This is a genomic window from Thalassovita sp., assembly GCF_034670005.1.
GTDB lineage: Bacteria > Pseudomonadota > Alphaproteobacteria > Rhodobacterales > Rhodobacteraceae > Thalassobius.
In genome coordinates this window covers 15,080-29,610 of sequence record NZ_JAXMOH010000016.1, presented here as the reverse complement: position 1 = coordinate 29,610, position 14,531 = coordinate 15,080, and the positions used below count along the sequence as shown (strand labels likewise).

Below are 14,531 nucleotides of genomic sequence, written 5' to 3'. Positions count from 1 at the left end.
TGTGCTAGGATCACGATCTGAAACGGGTGATCCAATGGACGACAAAACGACAGATAAACAATCCGATTCGCGCCGGGACTCGGTCTCGATGGTTGGGCCATATGCCCGAATCCGCATCATCGCCGCAGTTATCGTGTTCCTGTTTGTCATCGTCGTCATGATCGTGCGCGCACTGTCCGGCTGACGAAAATCCGCTCTGACCGCGGTTGGTGTTTGGCCAAATTGCCGGGCGGAACGAAGCGCGCTTTGTCCACTGGTGCCACCCGGCAATCCCTCTGTTATTCGTTCAGGCAGCCTGCCATCTCATCGGCCAGGCTGTCCAGCAGCGCGCCGTAATGCGCAGGGCCCGGGGGCAGGGCGGTCCCCAGCGGGTCTATCACCGCAGTCCGGGCCGCGCTGCCTTCGAAAACCGTTTTCACCAGTCCGGGGTTGAACTGCGGTTCGGAAAATACGCAGACCACGCCATGGTCGCTGATTTCCTGCCGGATCGCGGTGATCCGCGCTGGGCTGGGGGCGGTGGCGTCGCTCAGAGAAATCGCACCGCTTGCCGACAGGCCGAAGCGGGTTTCGAAATACTGGTAAGCATCGTGAAAAACCACGAAAGGCAGGCCTGAGACGGGGGCTAGTTTCGCTTCGATCCTGCCGATCCTGAGGTCCAGGTCGTCCTGCGCGGATTTGGCATTCTGCCGGTAGATGCCGGCATGTTCCGGGTCGGCCGCCGCCAACGCCTCGGCCATCGCTGCCAGCCAGGTTTTGCCGTTTTCGGGGTCGAGCCAGGCATGGGGATCGATGCCATAATGATCGTGTCCATGTTCATCATGATCTTCGTGCCCGTCTTCCTCCATGCCGTCATGTGCCTCAACCGCTGCGAAAACCGCAGTATCGCGGATATCGCGGCGGATCGTGCCATCCAGGTCGATCAGCGCCACGATATTGGCGTTGCCTGCCAGCTGTTCAAGCGGCCCTTCCAGCCAGGTCGTCATCGAATGACCGACCCAAAACACCAGATCGGCCTGTTCCAGCGCCCGCGCCTGCGAGGGTCGCAGGGCATAGCTGTGTGGCGACGCACCCGGATCAACAATCACTTCGGGTTCACCCAGATCGCCCATCACTTGCGCGACAAGCGATTGGACCGGCGCAATATCGGCGACCACTTTCGGCACCTCGGCAAAGGCGGTTTGGGCCAACAAAATCAACGGCAGCGCGGACAGGGGTTTCAGCATCTTACCTCCAAGCGTGTTATTGTATAACATAACGATGGGCCTTGTAGGTGGTATAATATAACATTACAAGCTGAAAAGCGGATCATTTGGGAAACAGCGCATGACGGCTTGGGGATTCGAAAAACACGACCATACGCATTGCATCGCAGACGGGGTCGAAGCAGTGGCAACGGCCTGTCAGGCCAGGGGGTTGCAACTGACCCCGGTGCGGCGGCGGGTGCAGGAAATCCTGTTGTCCGAACACCGGGCGATGGGGGCTTACGAAATTCTCGACACGCTTCGCGCCGAAGGGTTGGGGTCGCAGCCGCCGGTGGTCTACCGGGCGCTGGATTTTCTGGTCAAGCACGGGTTTGCCCATAAGGTCGAGCGGCTCAACGCCTTCACCGCCTGCAACCATCCCGGAGAAAGCCACACACCTGCTTTCCTGATTTGCCGCCAATGCGGCGCAGTGGTCGAAGCGGCGGCAGAACCGGCCAAGGGCGCTTTGGGCGCTGCGGCGGATCAGGTCGGGTTCGAAATCGAACAGACCGTGGTCGAAGCCGAAGGTCTGTGCCCGGCCTGCCGCAACAAAGGGCCCCGGAACGCATGACCCACCTGATCGAGATTTCTGACCTGTGCGTCCGGCAGGGCAATGTTCTGGCGCTGTCTCATGTCGATTTCCACATCGACAAAGGCGAAATCGTCACCGTTGTCGGTCCCAACGGATCGGGCAAATCGACGTTGATGAAAACCATTATCGGCGCTTTGAAACCGGTTTCGGGCCGGATCAGCCGCGCGGTTGGGCTGCGGATCGGTTATGTGCCGCAGGTTCTGCATATAGATCCGACGCTGCCGATGACGGTGGCGCGGTTTCTGGGGTTGCCAAAACGGGTGTCGCACGCTGCCGCCAAAGCGGCGCTGCACAAGGCCGGAGCGCATGATTTGGCCGACCGGCAGATGACGCGGCTGTCCGGCGGCCAGTTTCAGCGCGTATTGCTGGCGCGCGCATTGCTGGATAACCCCGACCTGCTGATCCTCGACGAAGCCACACAGGGGCTGGACCAACCCGGATCGGCGGCGTTTTACCGCCAGATCGAAGAGGTGCGGGCCGAACTGGGCTGTGCGGTGCTGATGGTCAGCCACGAATTGCATGTGGTGATGGCGGCCAGCGACCGGGTGGTTTGCCTGAACGGGCATGTCTGTTGTCACGGCACGCCGGATATCGTCGCATCGGCCCCGGAATACCGGGCGCTGTTCGGTTCTGGCACCGGTGGCGCTCTGGCGCTGTACCGCCATGATCATGACCATAGCCACGAAGGCGGCTGCGATCATGATCACGGCCATCCCCACGATCACGGCAACGAGGCTGCACAATGACCTTCCTGGACAATTTCATGACCCGCGCCACGCTGGCTGGACTGGGTGTCGCCCTGGCTGCCGCACCGCTGGGGTGTTTCGTGGTCTGGCGCAGGATGGCCTATTTCGGCGATGCCACTGCCCATGCCTCGATCCTCGGCGTGGCTTTGGCGCTCAGTTTCAATGTTTCGATCTTTGCCGGTGTTCTGGCCGTGGCGCTGATCATGGCGACCACCGTCAGCACGCTGAGCGGACGCGGCTATGCGATGGATACGCTGTTGGGGGTGATGGCGCATTCTGCGCTGGCCTTCGGGTTGGTGGCGGTGTCGTTCCTGCAGGGGGTGCGGATCGACCTGATGGCCTATCTGTTTGGCGATATCCTGGCCGTGGGGCGGGCCGATCTGGTGGTGATCTGGGGCGGTGCGGTTCTGGTTGTCGGGCTGGTCGCATGGCGCTGGTCGGCGCTGTTGACCGCGACGCTGAACCCCGATTTGGCCTATGCCAGCGGCATTGACCCAAAGCGCGAACAGATGGTGCTGACGCTGGCGCTGGCGCTGGTGGTGGCGGTGGCGATCAAGGTGGTCGGGGTGTTGCTGATCGCGGCGATGCTGATCGTGCCGCCCGCCGCCGCCCGTCCCTTTGCCCGCACACCCGAAGCGATGGCGGTGATCGCGGGGCTGATCGGGGCGGTGTCGGTGCTGGGCGGTTTGCAGGGCGCGTTGATCTTCGACACGCCGACCGGGCCGACCATCGTCTGCCTTGCGGCGCTGCTGTTTCTCGCCATCAGCCTTGGCGCCAATCTGCGCCACGCGCTGTCGGGGGCGGGGGAAAATTGACGCGGTTTCCGGCCCGGGTTCGCGGGCGGCAACCTGCCTTTCGCCGTGTCATTGCCCAACGTCTATTATGCGGACAAAGCGCTATTTCGCTGCGGTTGCGCCAAGGACTGCTTTCGGGAAATCTAGCCGGTCAAAAACGGTCGTTATTGACAGTGCCAAAAACGTATGAGTTTTGGCCAAACCTTCGTGCCTTGGCTGATCAAATTTATCTTCAAATGATCTCTAGCGCACTCTGAATCTCGCTCAGCGTGGCTGTGAAATCAGCGGCACTTGGCGCAAGGGCGATGGAAATATCGTGCTCGATGCCAGTTGCCGTATCCGTATAGGAAATTATGATTCCGGTTGCGGTTAGTGCCACACTTGAGGCGTCGAATTCCGCCCCGCCTGTGTTATAGAAGCGCAGCATATCGCCTTCGCCAACATCAAAATCGGTCACTGATGTATTGGTCGAGGTGCGGGTGAACTCGAAAACATCCGCCCCAAGATTGCCACTCAGAACGTCCGTGCCGATACCGCCGAAAATGGTGTCGTCGCCATTGCCACCAGAGATATGTTCGTTGGCATCCGATCCCCAGATCACGTCATTTCCTTCACCGCCATCAATAATCATGGAAACGCCTGAAAGGCTGTAGTCAGGGCTGGTCAGGTCGATGATGTCATCACCTCCCATACCACGGATTTCTTCGATGTTGGCAAAACGTGCGGTGCTTTCGTTGCCGACATAATCTTCTGTCAGAGCGATAGAACTGTGGAACCCGGAATAGGCATCATGCAAGAAAAATGCATCGCCTTCAGCGCTAAGCTGGGCGATGTCGGCATCCGCGCCACCATCGGTTACGGCCTCAATTCGCACTAATCCTTCAAGGTTGATACGCGCCTGAGTGCCGACTTGCGTGTCAGAGCTTACATTGTAAGCGACATAGCCAGCTGTGTGGTAGGTTGTTCCATGGAGTTGGACAATATCATTTCCAATCCCCCCGTTTAGGCCATCGCTACCAGCGTCATAGATTAGGATATCATCGCCGTCATTTCCAGAAATCAGATCATCCCCTGCCCCTCCTTCAAGCGTATCGGCACCGGCCCCTCCATCTAGAATGTCGTTTCCGCCCAACCCTCGAAAATAGACGCCCTCAGGAACCGGGCGGCCAACAACAAAAGGTAAGCCCGCAAGCCAGTCGTCGCCCTCGGTTGCAGTTATGTCGAAAGCTTCAAACCCGTTGAGACGAAACGAGACTACAGTTCCATCGCTCAGAGTAGCGCTCTCTTGGATAGAAGAATCCAGGCGCGTGAAGGATATGCTATTAACGGTCCGCCCGTCATGCAATGTGCCGGAATAATCCAGAACAAGGCGATCAATCCCGGCACCACCGCTCAGGTCGGAAAGTTGAGCAGCTCCGATGAAGGTATCGTCTCCGGCTCCCAGTTCACCTGACACGACTTCCACTCCAGACCATTCACTTCCGGCACCGATGCCAGAAATCAAATCGATAAAAATCGGATTGGTTGTGTCGGACAGGTCAAATTCCAGAGTGTCGGTGCCAGTACCGCCACGAACAACGTCTCCAAGGCCAATGAAACGTAGACGATCATCCCCTGCCCCTCCTTCAAGCGTATCGGCACCGGCCCCTCCATCTAGAATGTCGTTTCCGCCCAACCCTCGAAAATAGACGCCCTCAGGAACCGGGCGGCCAACAACAAAAGGTAAGCCCGCAAGCCAGTCGTCGCCCTCGGTTGCAGTTATGTCGAAAGCTTCAAACCCGTTGAGACGAAACGAGACTACAGTTCCATCGCTCAGAGTAGCGCTCTCTTGGATAGAAGAATCCAGGCGCGTGAAGGATATGCTATTAACGGTCCGCCCGTCATGCAATGTGCCGGAATAATCCAGAACAAGGCGATCAATCCCGGCACCACCGTTTAAGTCTGAAAGCTGGATTCGACCATGTACGGTGTCATCACCACCGCCGATAGTAATGGAAGCATTTTCATATACCGCGACGACGTAGTAATTTTCTGTTCCTGATTCCGAGAAAACTTCGTCACCAATATACCTAACCTCAAAGTTAAGATTCGTAGAATCGTCCGGAAAAACGTTGTTTAAAAAAATCTGATCAAATACATACTCAAAACCAGCTGTAACAAATAGCTGCGGAATGAAGCCGCTAATTGAGCGATCCACGATTTGGCCAATGAGGTTGTTTCCCAGGGCGCTTACAAGGTCTTCGACGGAATCTGGGGGAAGACCATAGGCTTGGTCGATGCCCCACTCTGCCAAATCCTGCATGTACGGAACCAGAACACCGGTTCTGAGGCTCTGAAAAATCGGATCAGCTGTTTCAACTAATAATTGGGTAAAAGCTTGATATGTGAAGCGTGTCTCAGCGTAGTTCCCTGGGACGATTGTCGATGTAAAGCGTTCCCAAAGAGAGACTTCGCCATCGAAATTGTAATCGTTAGGGTGGTAGTCACTGATCAGACCCAGGAACTGACCATAAGGACCGGCGCCTAGGTCACGATCAAAAATGCCAGCACCTATGACGATGCGTTCTCCAGCAGGAGCATCAGGGCGATCATAAATAGGTATCGTTACATAATCTGGCATAGGTTGCCCCATTGGAAACTTGCGACTTGTGCCGATGATCCTACCAGAAAACTCGTTGGAAGATACCCCGCGACCAGCTCAGCAGGACTTTTGACAAAAACCCCCTGACAATACCCATTCGGCAAAAACGGTCGTTTTTGTCACGAGCGGCCTAATCACCAAGATCATTGAAAATTCATGTGACACAAACCCTTGGCAAAACTCACCTTGATTTTGTCACGTTTTTGGCCGCGCACTTGAAGTGCGGACATTCGTGCAGCGCGCAGCATCCGTCAAAATGGGCTCGAAGCTGCCATTCGCTGCCAAGTCGCTGAAGGTCGCCTTTGGATCGGTGTTACTGATTACTCCCGATGTCCTGCCTCAATACGCCGTGCGCTGGGCCACCCGGTCGCCGTCTTCCAATCCCGAGGGCGGGTAAAGCACGATGGTGTCGCCCGCCGCGACGCCCTCGGCAATCGCGGCCTGCAAACCGTTATTGGCCGCGATCTTTACCTTGCGGGCCCAAGCGGTACCGCCATCGACGGTGAACACCGCCCAGTCCGTTCCCTGACGGAACAGCGCCCCGGCAGGCACGGTCACGGCGTTATCCGACGCCCAGGTCACCACCTGCACCTCGACCCGGAACCCATGACCCAAACCGGCGCGGTCCTCTGGCGGATCGGTAAACCGGATGGTGACGCGTACCCGCTGTTCTTCGACGCCAAGGGCCGAGACTTTGGTAAAGCCGCGCGGTTCGATCCGCGCCACAACGCCGTTCAACGGCCTGTCGCCGCCCCATTGGTCGATGATCACCTCATCGCCCGGTGCGATCTGCACCGCATCGGTGGACAGCATTTCCGCCACCACTTCCAGATCGTTCCGGATATCTCCGATTTCCAGAATCTGGGTGCCGGCGGGTAGGGTGGTTTCGGATCTTTGCAGAACCTGAAGGATGCGTCCCGAAATCGGCGCGAGAAGCGGAAAGAGTTCATCCTGACGCGTGTTGGACGACCCGTCCGGGCCCAGACCATCGAAATTCTGCAGCGCGGCCCGGGCGTTGTTCAGTTCTGCCACCCGCATGGAAATCGCCGCCCGCGCGGTGTCCAACGCGGCATTGGCCGCCCGCGCCGTGCGGGCGTCATTGTCCAGCGCGGCATGGCTGGCAATGTCGCTGTCATACAGTTTCTGCGTCCGCGCCAGATTGGCCTCGGCCAGATCGCGGTCGGCAAGGGCCTTGTTGACTGCCGCTTCGGCCACCCGCAGCGCGGCCTCGGCGGCGGTAACGTTGCCGCGGGCCTGTTCGCGCGATCGGGCATCCAATGCGGTTGGCGTTGTCGGCAACATCCGCGCCACCACGGTTTTTTGCGCGGTGACCTCGTCGCCCGGTTCGACCTCCAGCCGCAAAAGCCGCCCGGTGATCGGGGTTGAAACGGTGTAGGGGTCATGCACCTGTGTGCGGCCCTCCTCGTCGATGGTGACCCGCATCGGTGCTTCGGTAACGCTGCCCAGATCGACCAATGTAGGACGCGGCCAGAACGCATAGGTCAGCGCCCCGGTGACCGTCACCGCCGCCGCCAGGCTGATAAATCGGCGCGCATATGTCTTGCCTGCCATCGGTTCACTCCCGCGTTTTCAAAGCTTGGACCAGATCGATCCGGTCCAGATCACGTTTCACCAGCCATCCCGAGACCGCAGCCGACACCAGCACCGCGATCATCCCCCAGCCATAGCTTTGGGGGCTATAGATTGCCGGTATCTGGTAGATATCGGTACTGAAGCCTTTGACCATGAGATAGGTCAAACCATAGCCCGCCACGGATCCCAGCGGGATCGCCACCAGAGTCACCACCGCCAATTCGCCCAACAGGACGAAACTGGTTTCGCTGCGGGTGAACCCCATCACCCGCAGGCTGGCCAGATCGCGGGCGCGTTCGGCAAAGGCGATCCGGGCCGAATTGTAAACGATGCCGAACGTGATCACCGCCGCCACCGCCAGCATCACGAACCGGACCGATCCGGGGCCGGTATTCATGATCTCGACCAACGCATTGCGCACGTCTTGTTTCAACGACGCCCCGGCGATCCAGGGCATCCGCTTGATCTGTTCGAAAATCTGCTTGGTGTAGTCTTCATCAATCGTCAGATAGGCACCGGACACCTGTTGCGGTTCTTTCAGCGCCCGGGTCAGCGCCCCGATTTCCATGAAGGCGGGCGCGCCGGTCAGGGTTTGCGCGGTGCCGATTACCGGCAGCCGCAGAACCGGACGGCGGCCTTCGCGGATTTCGGCCTCGATCCAGTCGCCGGGACCGACATGCAGCTCCCCGGCCAGCGATTCCGAGATGATCAGCCCTTCGCGCCGCATGGATATCTGGTTGAAATCCTTCCCGATGACCCGGTTCAGAACCGGTGTTTCGGGCCGCCCTTCCAAAGCGCCGCGATAACTGTATGTCCCGTTGCGCAAAACCGCCGAGGCGACGCGGATCGGTTCGACATGGTCGATCCCGGGCATCCGGCCCAGTTCCAGCAAAGCCTTCGGGGGCTGATTGGCAACGAAAAACACCGTCATGTCCGACTGGTCCATCACGGTGAAACTCAGGTCGATGGTTTCCCGAAACCCCGCCATCATCGTCAGCGTCGCCACCGACAGCGCCAGCCCGGCGGCGATCCCGATCACCCCGCCCAGCATCCGGCCCGGGTAACGGCTCAGCCGTCGCAGCACCATGCGGCTGGGTTGATCCAGCCAGCGTTTCATCGCCCCGGCCAGATCGTAGCTGCGCGAATAATCCGGCGGGGCAGGCGGGCGCATCGCCACTGCCGGGGTCAGCCTGAACACCTTGCGCAGCACGAACAGGCTGCCGACCGAGGCGGTCAGGATCGAAGTGGCAAAACCGATCACGAAACTGCGCGGATCGACCGAAAAGACCAGAAAGGGAAACTTGTAATATTCCTGATACAGCACCGCCAGGGAATTGCCCGCCGCGACCCCGGCAACAGATCCGACAATCGCCCCCAGTACCGCGATCACCAGCACCAGTTTCAGATAATGAAAGCTGACTTCCCAAGACGAGTAGCCAAACGCCTTGAGCAACCCGATCTGTTCGCGTTCGGCCTGCACCATCCGCGAAATCACGATATAAAGCAGGAAAGCCGCCACCCCGAGGAAAATCGGCGGGATGCTTTTGGCAGTCACCCGAAGCCCGCGGATTTCTTCGCTGATGAACCGGTTTGAAAACAGATCGACCAGGCTATAGGCACCGACCGCGCCATAAGGGTCCAACAGTTGATCGGCGGCGTTGATCACGGATTGCGGATTGGTGCCTCGTGTCAGCGATATCAGCGCTTCGGAAAAGGCGCCTTGCATGTCATAGGCGGCACCAAGCGCGGCGCGGCGCATCCAGAACACGGCAAAACGGGTATCGTCCGGCACGATTTCCCCTGGCGCGGTGCTGTAAAGGAATTCGGGAGATTGCGCGAAACCGACGATGCGGAACTGCCGCTTGGCCCCGTTCATCGTGGCGACGATCCGGTCGCCCTGCACCAGTCCGCGCGCAGAGGCGAAACCTTCCAGCAGCACGATTTCGTCGCTATGGCCCTGATCTGGCAGGCGTCCTGCGGTCAGGTAGATGTCGTTCAGACGTGGCGTGCCGAAATCCGGCAGCGACAGCGCGCGGGCACGGACCGGCAATTCGCCCTTGGCCATGTCGATCAACGCCGCCCCAGCCACCCGGCTTTCTACTGCGGCAACACCGGGCAGCGCGGCCAGCCGGGCCACCATGCGTTCCGGTGCGCGGGTCACCGGGGCGAATACCTCGGCCAGACGATACCGGTCGTAATAGGTGCGCCGGGTCTCATCCAGCGTGTTGACCAGCCCGGTCATCATCACCAGCATCATCACGCCAAGCGCGATCACCAGCCCGATCGCCGCCGCCTGTCCCTTGATTCGGCCCAGATCGCGGATCAGTTTGCGATTCAGCGGGCTTACCATTCGATGTCTTCTGCCTTGAGCTTGGTGTCGTTCAGCACCACGTCTCGGATTGCCCCATCGGCGAAATGGATCACCCGGTCAGCCAGCTGCGCGGTGGCGGCGGCGTGGGTGACGATGATCACGGTGGTGCCCAGTTGTTCGTTCACATCTGTCAGCACTTTCAAAACGGCGCGGCCGGTGGTGCTGTCCAAAGCCCCGGTCGGTTCGTCACAAAACAGCACCGTTGGCCGTTTCGCCACCGCCCGGGCAATCGCAACCCGCTGCTGTTCGCCCCCCGACATTTCCGACGGGAAATGCGTTTCGCGCTTGTCCAGCCCGACCAGCGCCAGCGCTTCGGAGGCGGTCATCGGATCGCGGGCGATTTCGGTGACCAGTTCGACATTTTCGCGCGCATTCAGGCTGGGCATCAGGTTATAGAACTGAAACACGAACCCGACATGGTCGCGCCGGTAACGGGTCAGATCGGCATCGTCCATCGCCGACAGGTCACGGTCACGGAAATGCGCGGTGCCCGCACTGGCCCGGTCAAGCCCGCCAAGGATATTGAGAAGGGTGGATTTGCCACTGCCCGACGGACCCAGCAGCACCACGAATTCGCCGGTCGGAATCGTCAGATCCACCCCGCGCAGCGCATGCACGGCGGCGGTTCCTTCGCCGTAGACTTTGGTCAGGCCTTTGGCTGTGAAGGCGGGGTGCGATATCGGGGCTTGATCTGTCAAAACACTACTTGGGTTGAATTCACCTCAGGTTAGCCGAATAGCCGGGCGGGGCCAGTGAAAAAGCAGAAAATGGGGCGAATTGCCGGGGGGCGGCCGGGGATCAGGGCAGGATTTGCAGCCAGACCCAGACCGTCAGAATGCAAAGCCCGGTTGCGATCAGCACCGACGACGCCGCAATCCTGCGCCCGACGCCATAGATATTGGCGAAAAGGTAGGTGTTGACGCCGGGGGCCATCGCCGCGGTCAGCACCGCGGACCGCAGGTCACTGACCGGCAGGTCGAACGCCCGGCCCAGCCCGTAAACAATGCTGGGATGCAGCAGCAGGCTGACGGCGACAATATAGGCAATCATCTTGCCGTCGCCTTCGGGTTTATAGCGCACCAACAGCCCGCCCAGCCCGAACAGCGCGGCGGGCAGCGCGGCGCGTTTCATCAGGTCCACTGCCGCGCTGACCGGTTCGGGCAGCGCGATGCCGCCCAGATTGACGATGAAGCCCAAAGCGATGCCGACCACCAGCGCGTTGCGGAACATCGCGGTGCCCACGGTGCGTGCCACCCGCAGCGGTGACTGGCCGCGGGCGCGGACGATTTCCATCACCGTGATCCCGACCATATAGCAGAACGGCGCATGGATCGACACGATGGCGAAATTGCCCGCCAGCGCCTCTGTCCCGTAGGCGCGTTCAGTGATCGCCAGACCCAACAGGACCGAGTTGGAAAACAGCCCCACGAAGCCAATGGAAACGCTGTCTTCCCAGGGCCGTCCGAACAGGAACCGTGCCCCCAGCATGCCAGCAGTGAACCCGGAGGCCGCGCCAATATAGAAGGACAGCATCAGGGCGGGATGATAGCTGCGGCTCAAATCCAGCGTGGCAATGGCGGAAAACAGCAGACAGGGGATGGCGAAATTTTGTGCAAACTTCATCAGCCCGTCGATCTGCGCCGCGCTCAGGTAGCCGCGCCATGTCGCGAAATAGCCGAACCCGATCACCAGGAAGACCGGAAGGACGACGTTGAGAAGGTCTTGCATCGAACGGGCCTTTTGCGCGGGTGAACAGGGCGGGACGCCTCCGGCGGGAGTATTTCGGGCAAGATGAAAGGCTGTGCCGGTCCTAGACCTGATAGGAAATCGTCATGCCGTCAAAGGCCGGTGTGATATGGTCGGGAGTTTCGTCTTCGAGGGTCTGATAGTCCAGATCGATATGCATGTTGGTCAGCACAGCGCGGCGCGGCGCGACCTGAGCGATCCAGTCCAGCGACTGTTGCAGATGCGAATGTGTCGGATGCGGCGTGCGGCGCAACGCGTCCAGCACCCAGCAATCCAGATCCTGCAACACGTCCCAGGCATCGCCTTCGATTTCGACAACGTCCGGTAGATAGGCGAGATCGCCAATCCTGAACCCAAGCGCGTCGATCGAGCCGTGGCCGACCTCGAACGGGGTCAGGGTGATATCGCCACCCTTGCCGGTAATTGTGACATCGCCGTCGATCGTGTGCATATCCAGAATCGGGGGGTAGGGGCTGTCTTCTGGCTGGATGAAGGCATAGCCAAAGCGCGAATAAAGCGCGTTCTGGGTGTCGCCATCGGCCCAGACATTCAACCGTTTGCGGGTGTTGAACACGATCATGCGCAGATCGTCGATCCCGTGCACGTGATCGGCATGGGAATGGGTCCACAAAACCGCGTCGATCTCGCCGACTTCGGCATCGAGCAACTGCTGGCGCATATCCGGCGTGGTGTCGATCAGCACGGTGGTTTTGCCCGTTTCGGTAATCCGTTCGATCAGCATCGAACAGCGGCGGCGCCGGTTTTTCGGATTTTCCGGGTCGCAATCGCCCCAATGGCCGCCCAAACGCGGCACCCCGCCCGACGATCCGCAGCCCAGAATGGTAAAACGCAGCTCCGCCATTACACCACCGCCTTGTAAGCGGCCGCCTTGCTGAACAGGCGGTCGAAATTGGCCTGTGTCCGGGCGGCAAAGCTGGAATAGTCGAGGCCGAACACTTCGGCACCGATCACCGCGGTATGGACGGTATATCCCGGTTCATTGCGTTTGCCGCGGAACGGTTTGGGGGCCAGGTAGGGGCTGTCGGTTTCCACCAGCACCCGATCCACCGGGGCAGCGGCGAAAATATCGCGCACGTCCTGGCTTTTGGGGAAGGTGGCGATACCCGACATCGACAGGTAGAACCCCAGGTCCAGCGCGGTCTTGGCCAGATCAGGCCCGGAGGTGTAGCAATGCATCACGCAGGAAAACGCGCCGTTGCGGTGTTCGGCGGTCAGGATATCGGCCATGTCGGTATCGGCATCGCGCGAATGGATGATCAGCGGCAGGCCGGTGCGGCGCGCGGCTTCGATATGGATGGCGAGGCTTTGTTTCTGCATCTCGGCGCTGTCGGCGCTGTAATGATAATCCAGCCCGGTTTCACCGATCCCGACGAATTTCGGGTGCTGTGCCAGGGTTTCGAGTTCTTCCACCGTGGCCATCGGTTCGTCGGCGGCGCTCATCGGGTGGGTGCCTGCGGCATAGAAGACGGACCGATATTTTTCGGCGATGGCGCGCACCTGGGGTTCCAGCCGAAGCTTGGTGCAGATGGTCACCATGCGGGTCACGCCCGCCTCGATCGCGCGGGCGACCACGGCATCGCGTTCCTCGTCGAAATCGGGGAAATCGAGGTGGCAGTGGCTATCGGTGATCTGAATGGATTTGGTCATGAAGCTCTCGGGCAAGGTCACGCGGCAGCGGTTTTTTGAATCTTGAAAACCGTATCTAGGATGAGCGCGGCAGGGTCAAGGTTGACCGCCCGCCCATGCCGGGTTCGTGACCCGATCTCCTGCGCCAGATCGGCCCATGCCCGGCCTTTTTGCGGATTGGGGGCCAGCCGTTGCAGCAGCGCCGCTTCTCCTTGCACCGCCTCGGTGGCGGGGGGCGCACCGATCGCACCCGTACGGGCCAGCCGCGCCATTATTAGATCGTTCAGGCTGAACAGCAGGTCCAGCCGCGTTTCCGCCCCGCGCGCCGTCGCTGTCTGGGCAAGCTGCAACGCGCGGCCCCGGTCGAGCCGGGGCAGGCTGTCATAAAGACCGATGAGTTCGCGGTAGATGTCCAATCCCTTGAGGTTGAGCAGGCGCACGGCTTCGCCCACCGATCCGGCGGACAGTTCGGCCAGCGCCCTGGGGTCGGCAATGTCCTGCGCTCCGGCCTGTTCCAGCGCCAAGGCCATATCTTCGGGCTGCAGCGGGGACAGCCGCAATTCCCGGCAGCGCGACCGGATTGTCGGCAGCAGCCTTGAGGGCTGATGGCAGACCAGCAGCAGCGTGGTGTTTGCGGGCGGTTCTTCCAGAACCTTGAGCAGCGCATTGGCGGCCGAGACGTTCATTTCATCGGCGGCGTCCACGATCACCACCCGGCGGCCGCCATCGGCTGCACTGAGGCCGAAGAAATTTTTCAGTTTACGCACCTCGCCAACCAGAATTTCACTGGCCAGCCTGTCGCCCTTGTCGGTCGGTCCGCGTCGCAGCAGGAACAGCCCCGGTTCGGACCGCGCCTGTATCCGGTGCTCGATCGGATGATCGGCCGGGATCGCCAGGCTGACGGGCTTGGGCGGGGCACCAAACAGGCTGTCACCGGTATCGGGGGGTGTGGTCAGCAGGAACCGCGCGATATGCCAGGCCAGCGTGGCCTTGCCGACGCCCTTGGGGCCGGTGATCAGCCAGCCGTGATGCAAGCGGCCTGAATTATAGGCATCGAGAAACGCATTTTCCGCCCGTTTCTGACCGTACAGCACGCTGGTTTCGCGCGGGTGCGGCGCGCCTTCGATACGGTCGGGATCTGGAAGCTGTTCATCGGCCAT

13 protein-coding genes are annotated in these 14,531 nt (G+C 60.3%); 4 read left to right on the top strand and 9 right to left on the bottom strand.

All coding sequences use genetic code 11. The features are described from left to right. Positions 1 to 34: 34 nt before the first annotated feature. On the top strand, positions 35 to 184 hold the full coding sequence (locus VOI23_RS18465; RefSeq protein WP_323786524.1) for a hypothetical protein: 150 nt from the start codon (positions 35 to 37) through the stop codon (positions 182 to 184). Positions 185 to 278: 94 nt separating this feature from the next. Here the strand turns inward: VOI23_RS18465 and VOI23_RS18460 are convergent, their stop codons facing one another. Next, positions 279 to 1,223, bottom strand: a complete 945-nt coding sequence (locus VOI23_RS18460; protein ID WP_323786523.1) for a zinc ABC transporter substrate-binding protein — start codon at positions 1,221 to 1,223, stop codon at positions 279 to 281. 100 nt (positions 1,224 to 1,323) lie between these two features. On the opposite strand from VOI23_RS18460, the gene VOI23_RS18455 reads away from it, so the two are divergent. Genes VOI23_RS18455 through VOI23_RS18445 form a run of 3 tightly spaced genes read left to right on the top strand, consistent with a single transcriptional unit; the run spans position 1,324 to position 3,394 of the window. Continuing rightward, positions 1,324 to 1,812 carry a transcriptional repressor gene (locus VOI23_RS18455; protein WP_323786522.1) on the top strand — a complete coding sequence of 163 codons (489 nt, stop codon included), beginning with the start codon at positions 1,324 to 1,326 and terminating at the stop codon, positions 1,810 to 1,812. After that, complete coding sequence (locus VOI23_RS18450) at positions 1,809 to 2,579, top strand: metal ABC transporter ATP-binding protein (protein ID WP_323786521.1); 771 nt, start codon at positions 1,809 to 1,811, stop codon at positions 2,577 to 2,579. Before VOI23_RS18455 ends, VOI23_RS18450 begins: the two co-directional genes overlap by 4 nt. Then, the gene (locus tag VOI23_RS18445; protein ID WP_323786520.1) at positions 2,576 to 3,394 is read left to right on the top strand and encodes a metal ABC transporter permease; all 819 of its coding nucleotides are present in this window, start codon (positions 2,576 to 2,578) and stop codon (positions 3,392 to 3,394) included. Before VOI23_RS18450 ends, VOI23_RS18445 begins: the two co-directional genes overlap by 4 nt. A gap of 211 nt (positions 3,395 to 3,605) precedes the next feature. Here VOI23_RS18445 and VOI23_RS18440 read toward each other — a convergent pair whose 3' ends face one another. The 8 genes from VOI23_RS18440 to VOI23_RS18405 all read right to left on the bottom strand — a co-directional run bounded on the left by VOI23_RS18440 (position 3,606) and on the right by VOI23_RS18405 (position 14,531). Next, positions 3,606 to 5,993, bottom strand: a complete 2,388-nt coding sequence (locus VOI23_RS18440; RefSeq protein ID WP_323786519.1) for a calcium-binding protein — start codon at positions 5,991 to 5,993, stop codon at positions 3,606 to 3,608. Between the two features lie 360 nt (positions 5,994 to 6,353). After that, on the bottom strand, positions 6,354 to 7,586 hold the full coding sequence (locus VOI23_RS18435; RefSeq protein ID WP_323786518.1) for an efflux RND transporter periplasmic adaptor subunit: 1,233 nt from the start codon (positions 7,584 to 7,586) through the stop codon (positions 6,354 to 6,356). 4 nt (positions 7,587 to 7,590) lie between these two features. Continuing rightward, a complete protein-coding gene (locus tag VOI23_RS18430; RefSeq protein WP_323786517.1) occupies positions 7,591 to 9,957 on the bottom strand; it encodes an FtsX-like permease family protein in 2,367 nt (788 codons plus the stop codon). Next, positions 9,951 to 10,676: an ABC transporter ATP-binding protein gene (locus VOI23_RS18425; protein ID WP_416376551.1), complete on the bottom strand. Its 726-nt coding sequence runs from the start codon at positions 10,674 to 10,676 to the stop codon at positions 9,951 to 9,953. The genes VOI23_RS18430 and VOI23_RS18425 overlap by 7 nt, the downstream gene beginning before the upstream one ends. Before the next feature lie 100 nt (positions 10,677 to 10,776). Continuing rightward, entirely contained in the window at positions 10,777 to 11,706 is a 930-nt protein-coding gene (locus VOI23_RS18420; protein ID WP_323786516.1) for an AEC family transporter, read from the bottom strand. 82 nt (positions 11,707 to 11,788) lie between these two features. Further along, entirely contained in the window at positions 11,789 to 12,586 is a 798-nt protein-coding gene (locus VOI23_RS18415) for an MBL fold metallo-hydrolase (RefSeq protein ID WP_323786515.1), read from the bottom strand. After that, positions 12,586 to 13,392: a TatD family hydrolase gene (locus tag VOI23_RS18410; RefSeq protein WP_323786514.1), complete on the bottom strand. Its 807-nt coding sequence runs from the start codon at positions 13,390 to 13,392 to the stop codon at positions 12,586 to 12,588. Before VOI23_RS18410 ends, VOI23_RS18415 begins: the two co-directional genes overlap by 1 nt. Positions 13,393 to 13,409: 17 nt before the next feature. Continuing rightward, positions 13,410 to 14,531: a DNA polymerase III subunit delta' gene (locus tag VOI23_RS18405; protein ID WP_323786513.1), complete on the bottom strand. Its 1,122-nt coding sequence runs from the start codon at positions 14,529 to 14,531 to the stop codon at positions 13,410 to 13,412.

Coding starts and splice junctions, on each gene's coding strand:
- VOI23_RS18450 (WP_323786521.1), top strand. CDS start 1,809: ATGACCCACCTGATCGAGATTTCTGACCTGTGCGTCCGGCAGGGCAAT.
- VOI23_RS18420 (WP_323786516.1), bottom strand. CDS start 11,706: ATGCAAGACCTTCTCAACGTCGTCCTTCCGGTCTTCCTGGTGATCGGG.
- VOI23_RS18410 (WP_323786514.1), bottom strand. CDS start 13,392: ATGACCAAATCCATTCAGATCACCGATAGCCACTGCCACCTCGATTTC.
- VOI23_RS18435 (WP_323786518.1), bottom strand. CDS start 7,586: ATGGCAGGCAAGACATATGCGCGCCGATTTATCAGCCTGGCGGCGGCG.
- VOI23_RS18415 (WP_323786515.1), bottom strand. CDS start 12,586: ATGGCGGAGCTGCGTTTTACCATTCTGGGCTGCGGATCGTCGGGCGGG.
- VOI23_RS18405 (WP_323786513.1), bottom strand. CDS start 14,531: ATGGCCGATGAACAGCTTCCAGATCCCGACCGTATCGAAGGCGCGCCG.
- VOI23_RS18465 (WP_323786524.1), top strand. CDS start 35: ATGGACGACAAAACGACAGATAAACAATCCGATTCGCGCCGGGACTCG.
- VOI23_RS18445 (WP_323786520.1), top strand. CDS start 2,576: ATGACCTTCCTGGACAATTTCATGACCCGCGCCACGCTGGCTGGACTG.
- VOI23_RS18460 (WP_323786523.1), bottom strand. CDS start 1,223: ATGCTGAAACCCCTGTCCGCGCTGCCGTTGATTTTGTTGGCCCAAACC.
- VOI23_RS18430 (WP_323786517.1), bottom strand. CDS start 9,957: ATGGTAAGCCCGCTGAATCGCAAACTGATCCGCGATCTGGGCCGAATC.
- VOI23_RS18455 (WP_323786522.1), top strand. CDS start 1,324: ATGACGGCTTGGGGATTCGAAAAACACGACCATACGCATTGCATCGCA.
- VOI23_RS18440 (WP_323786519.1), bottom strand. CDS start 5,993: ATGCCAGATTATGTAACGATACCTATTTATGATCGCCCTGATGCTCCT.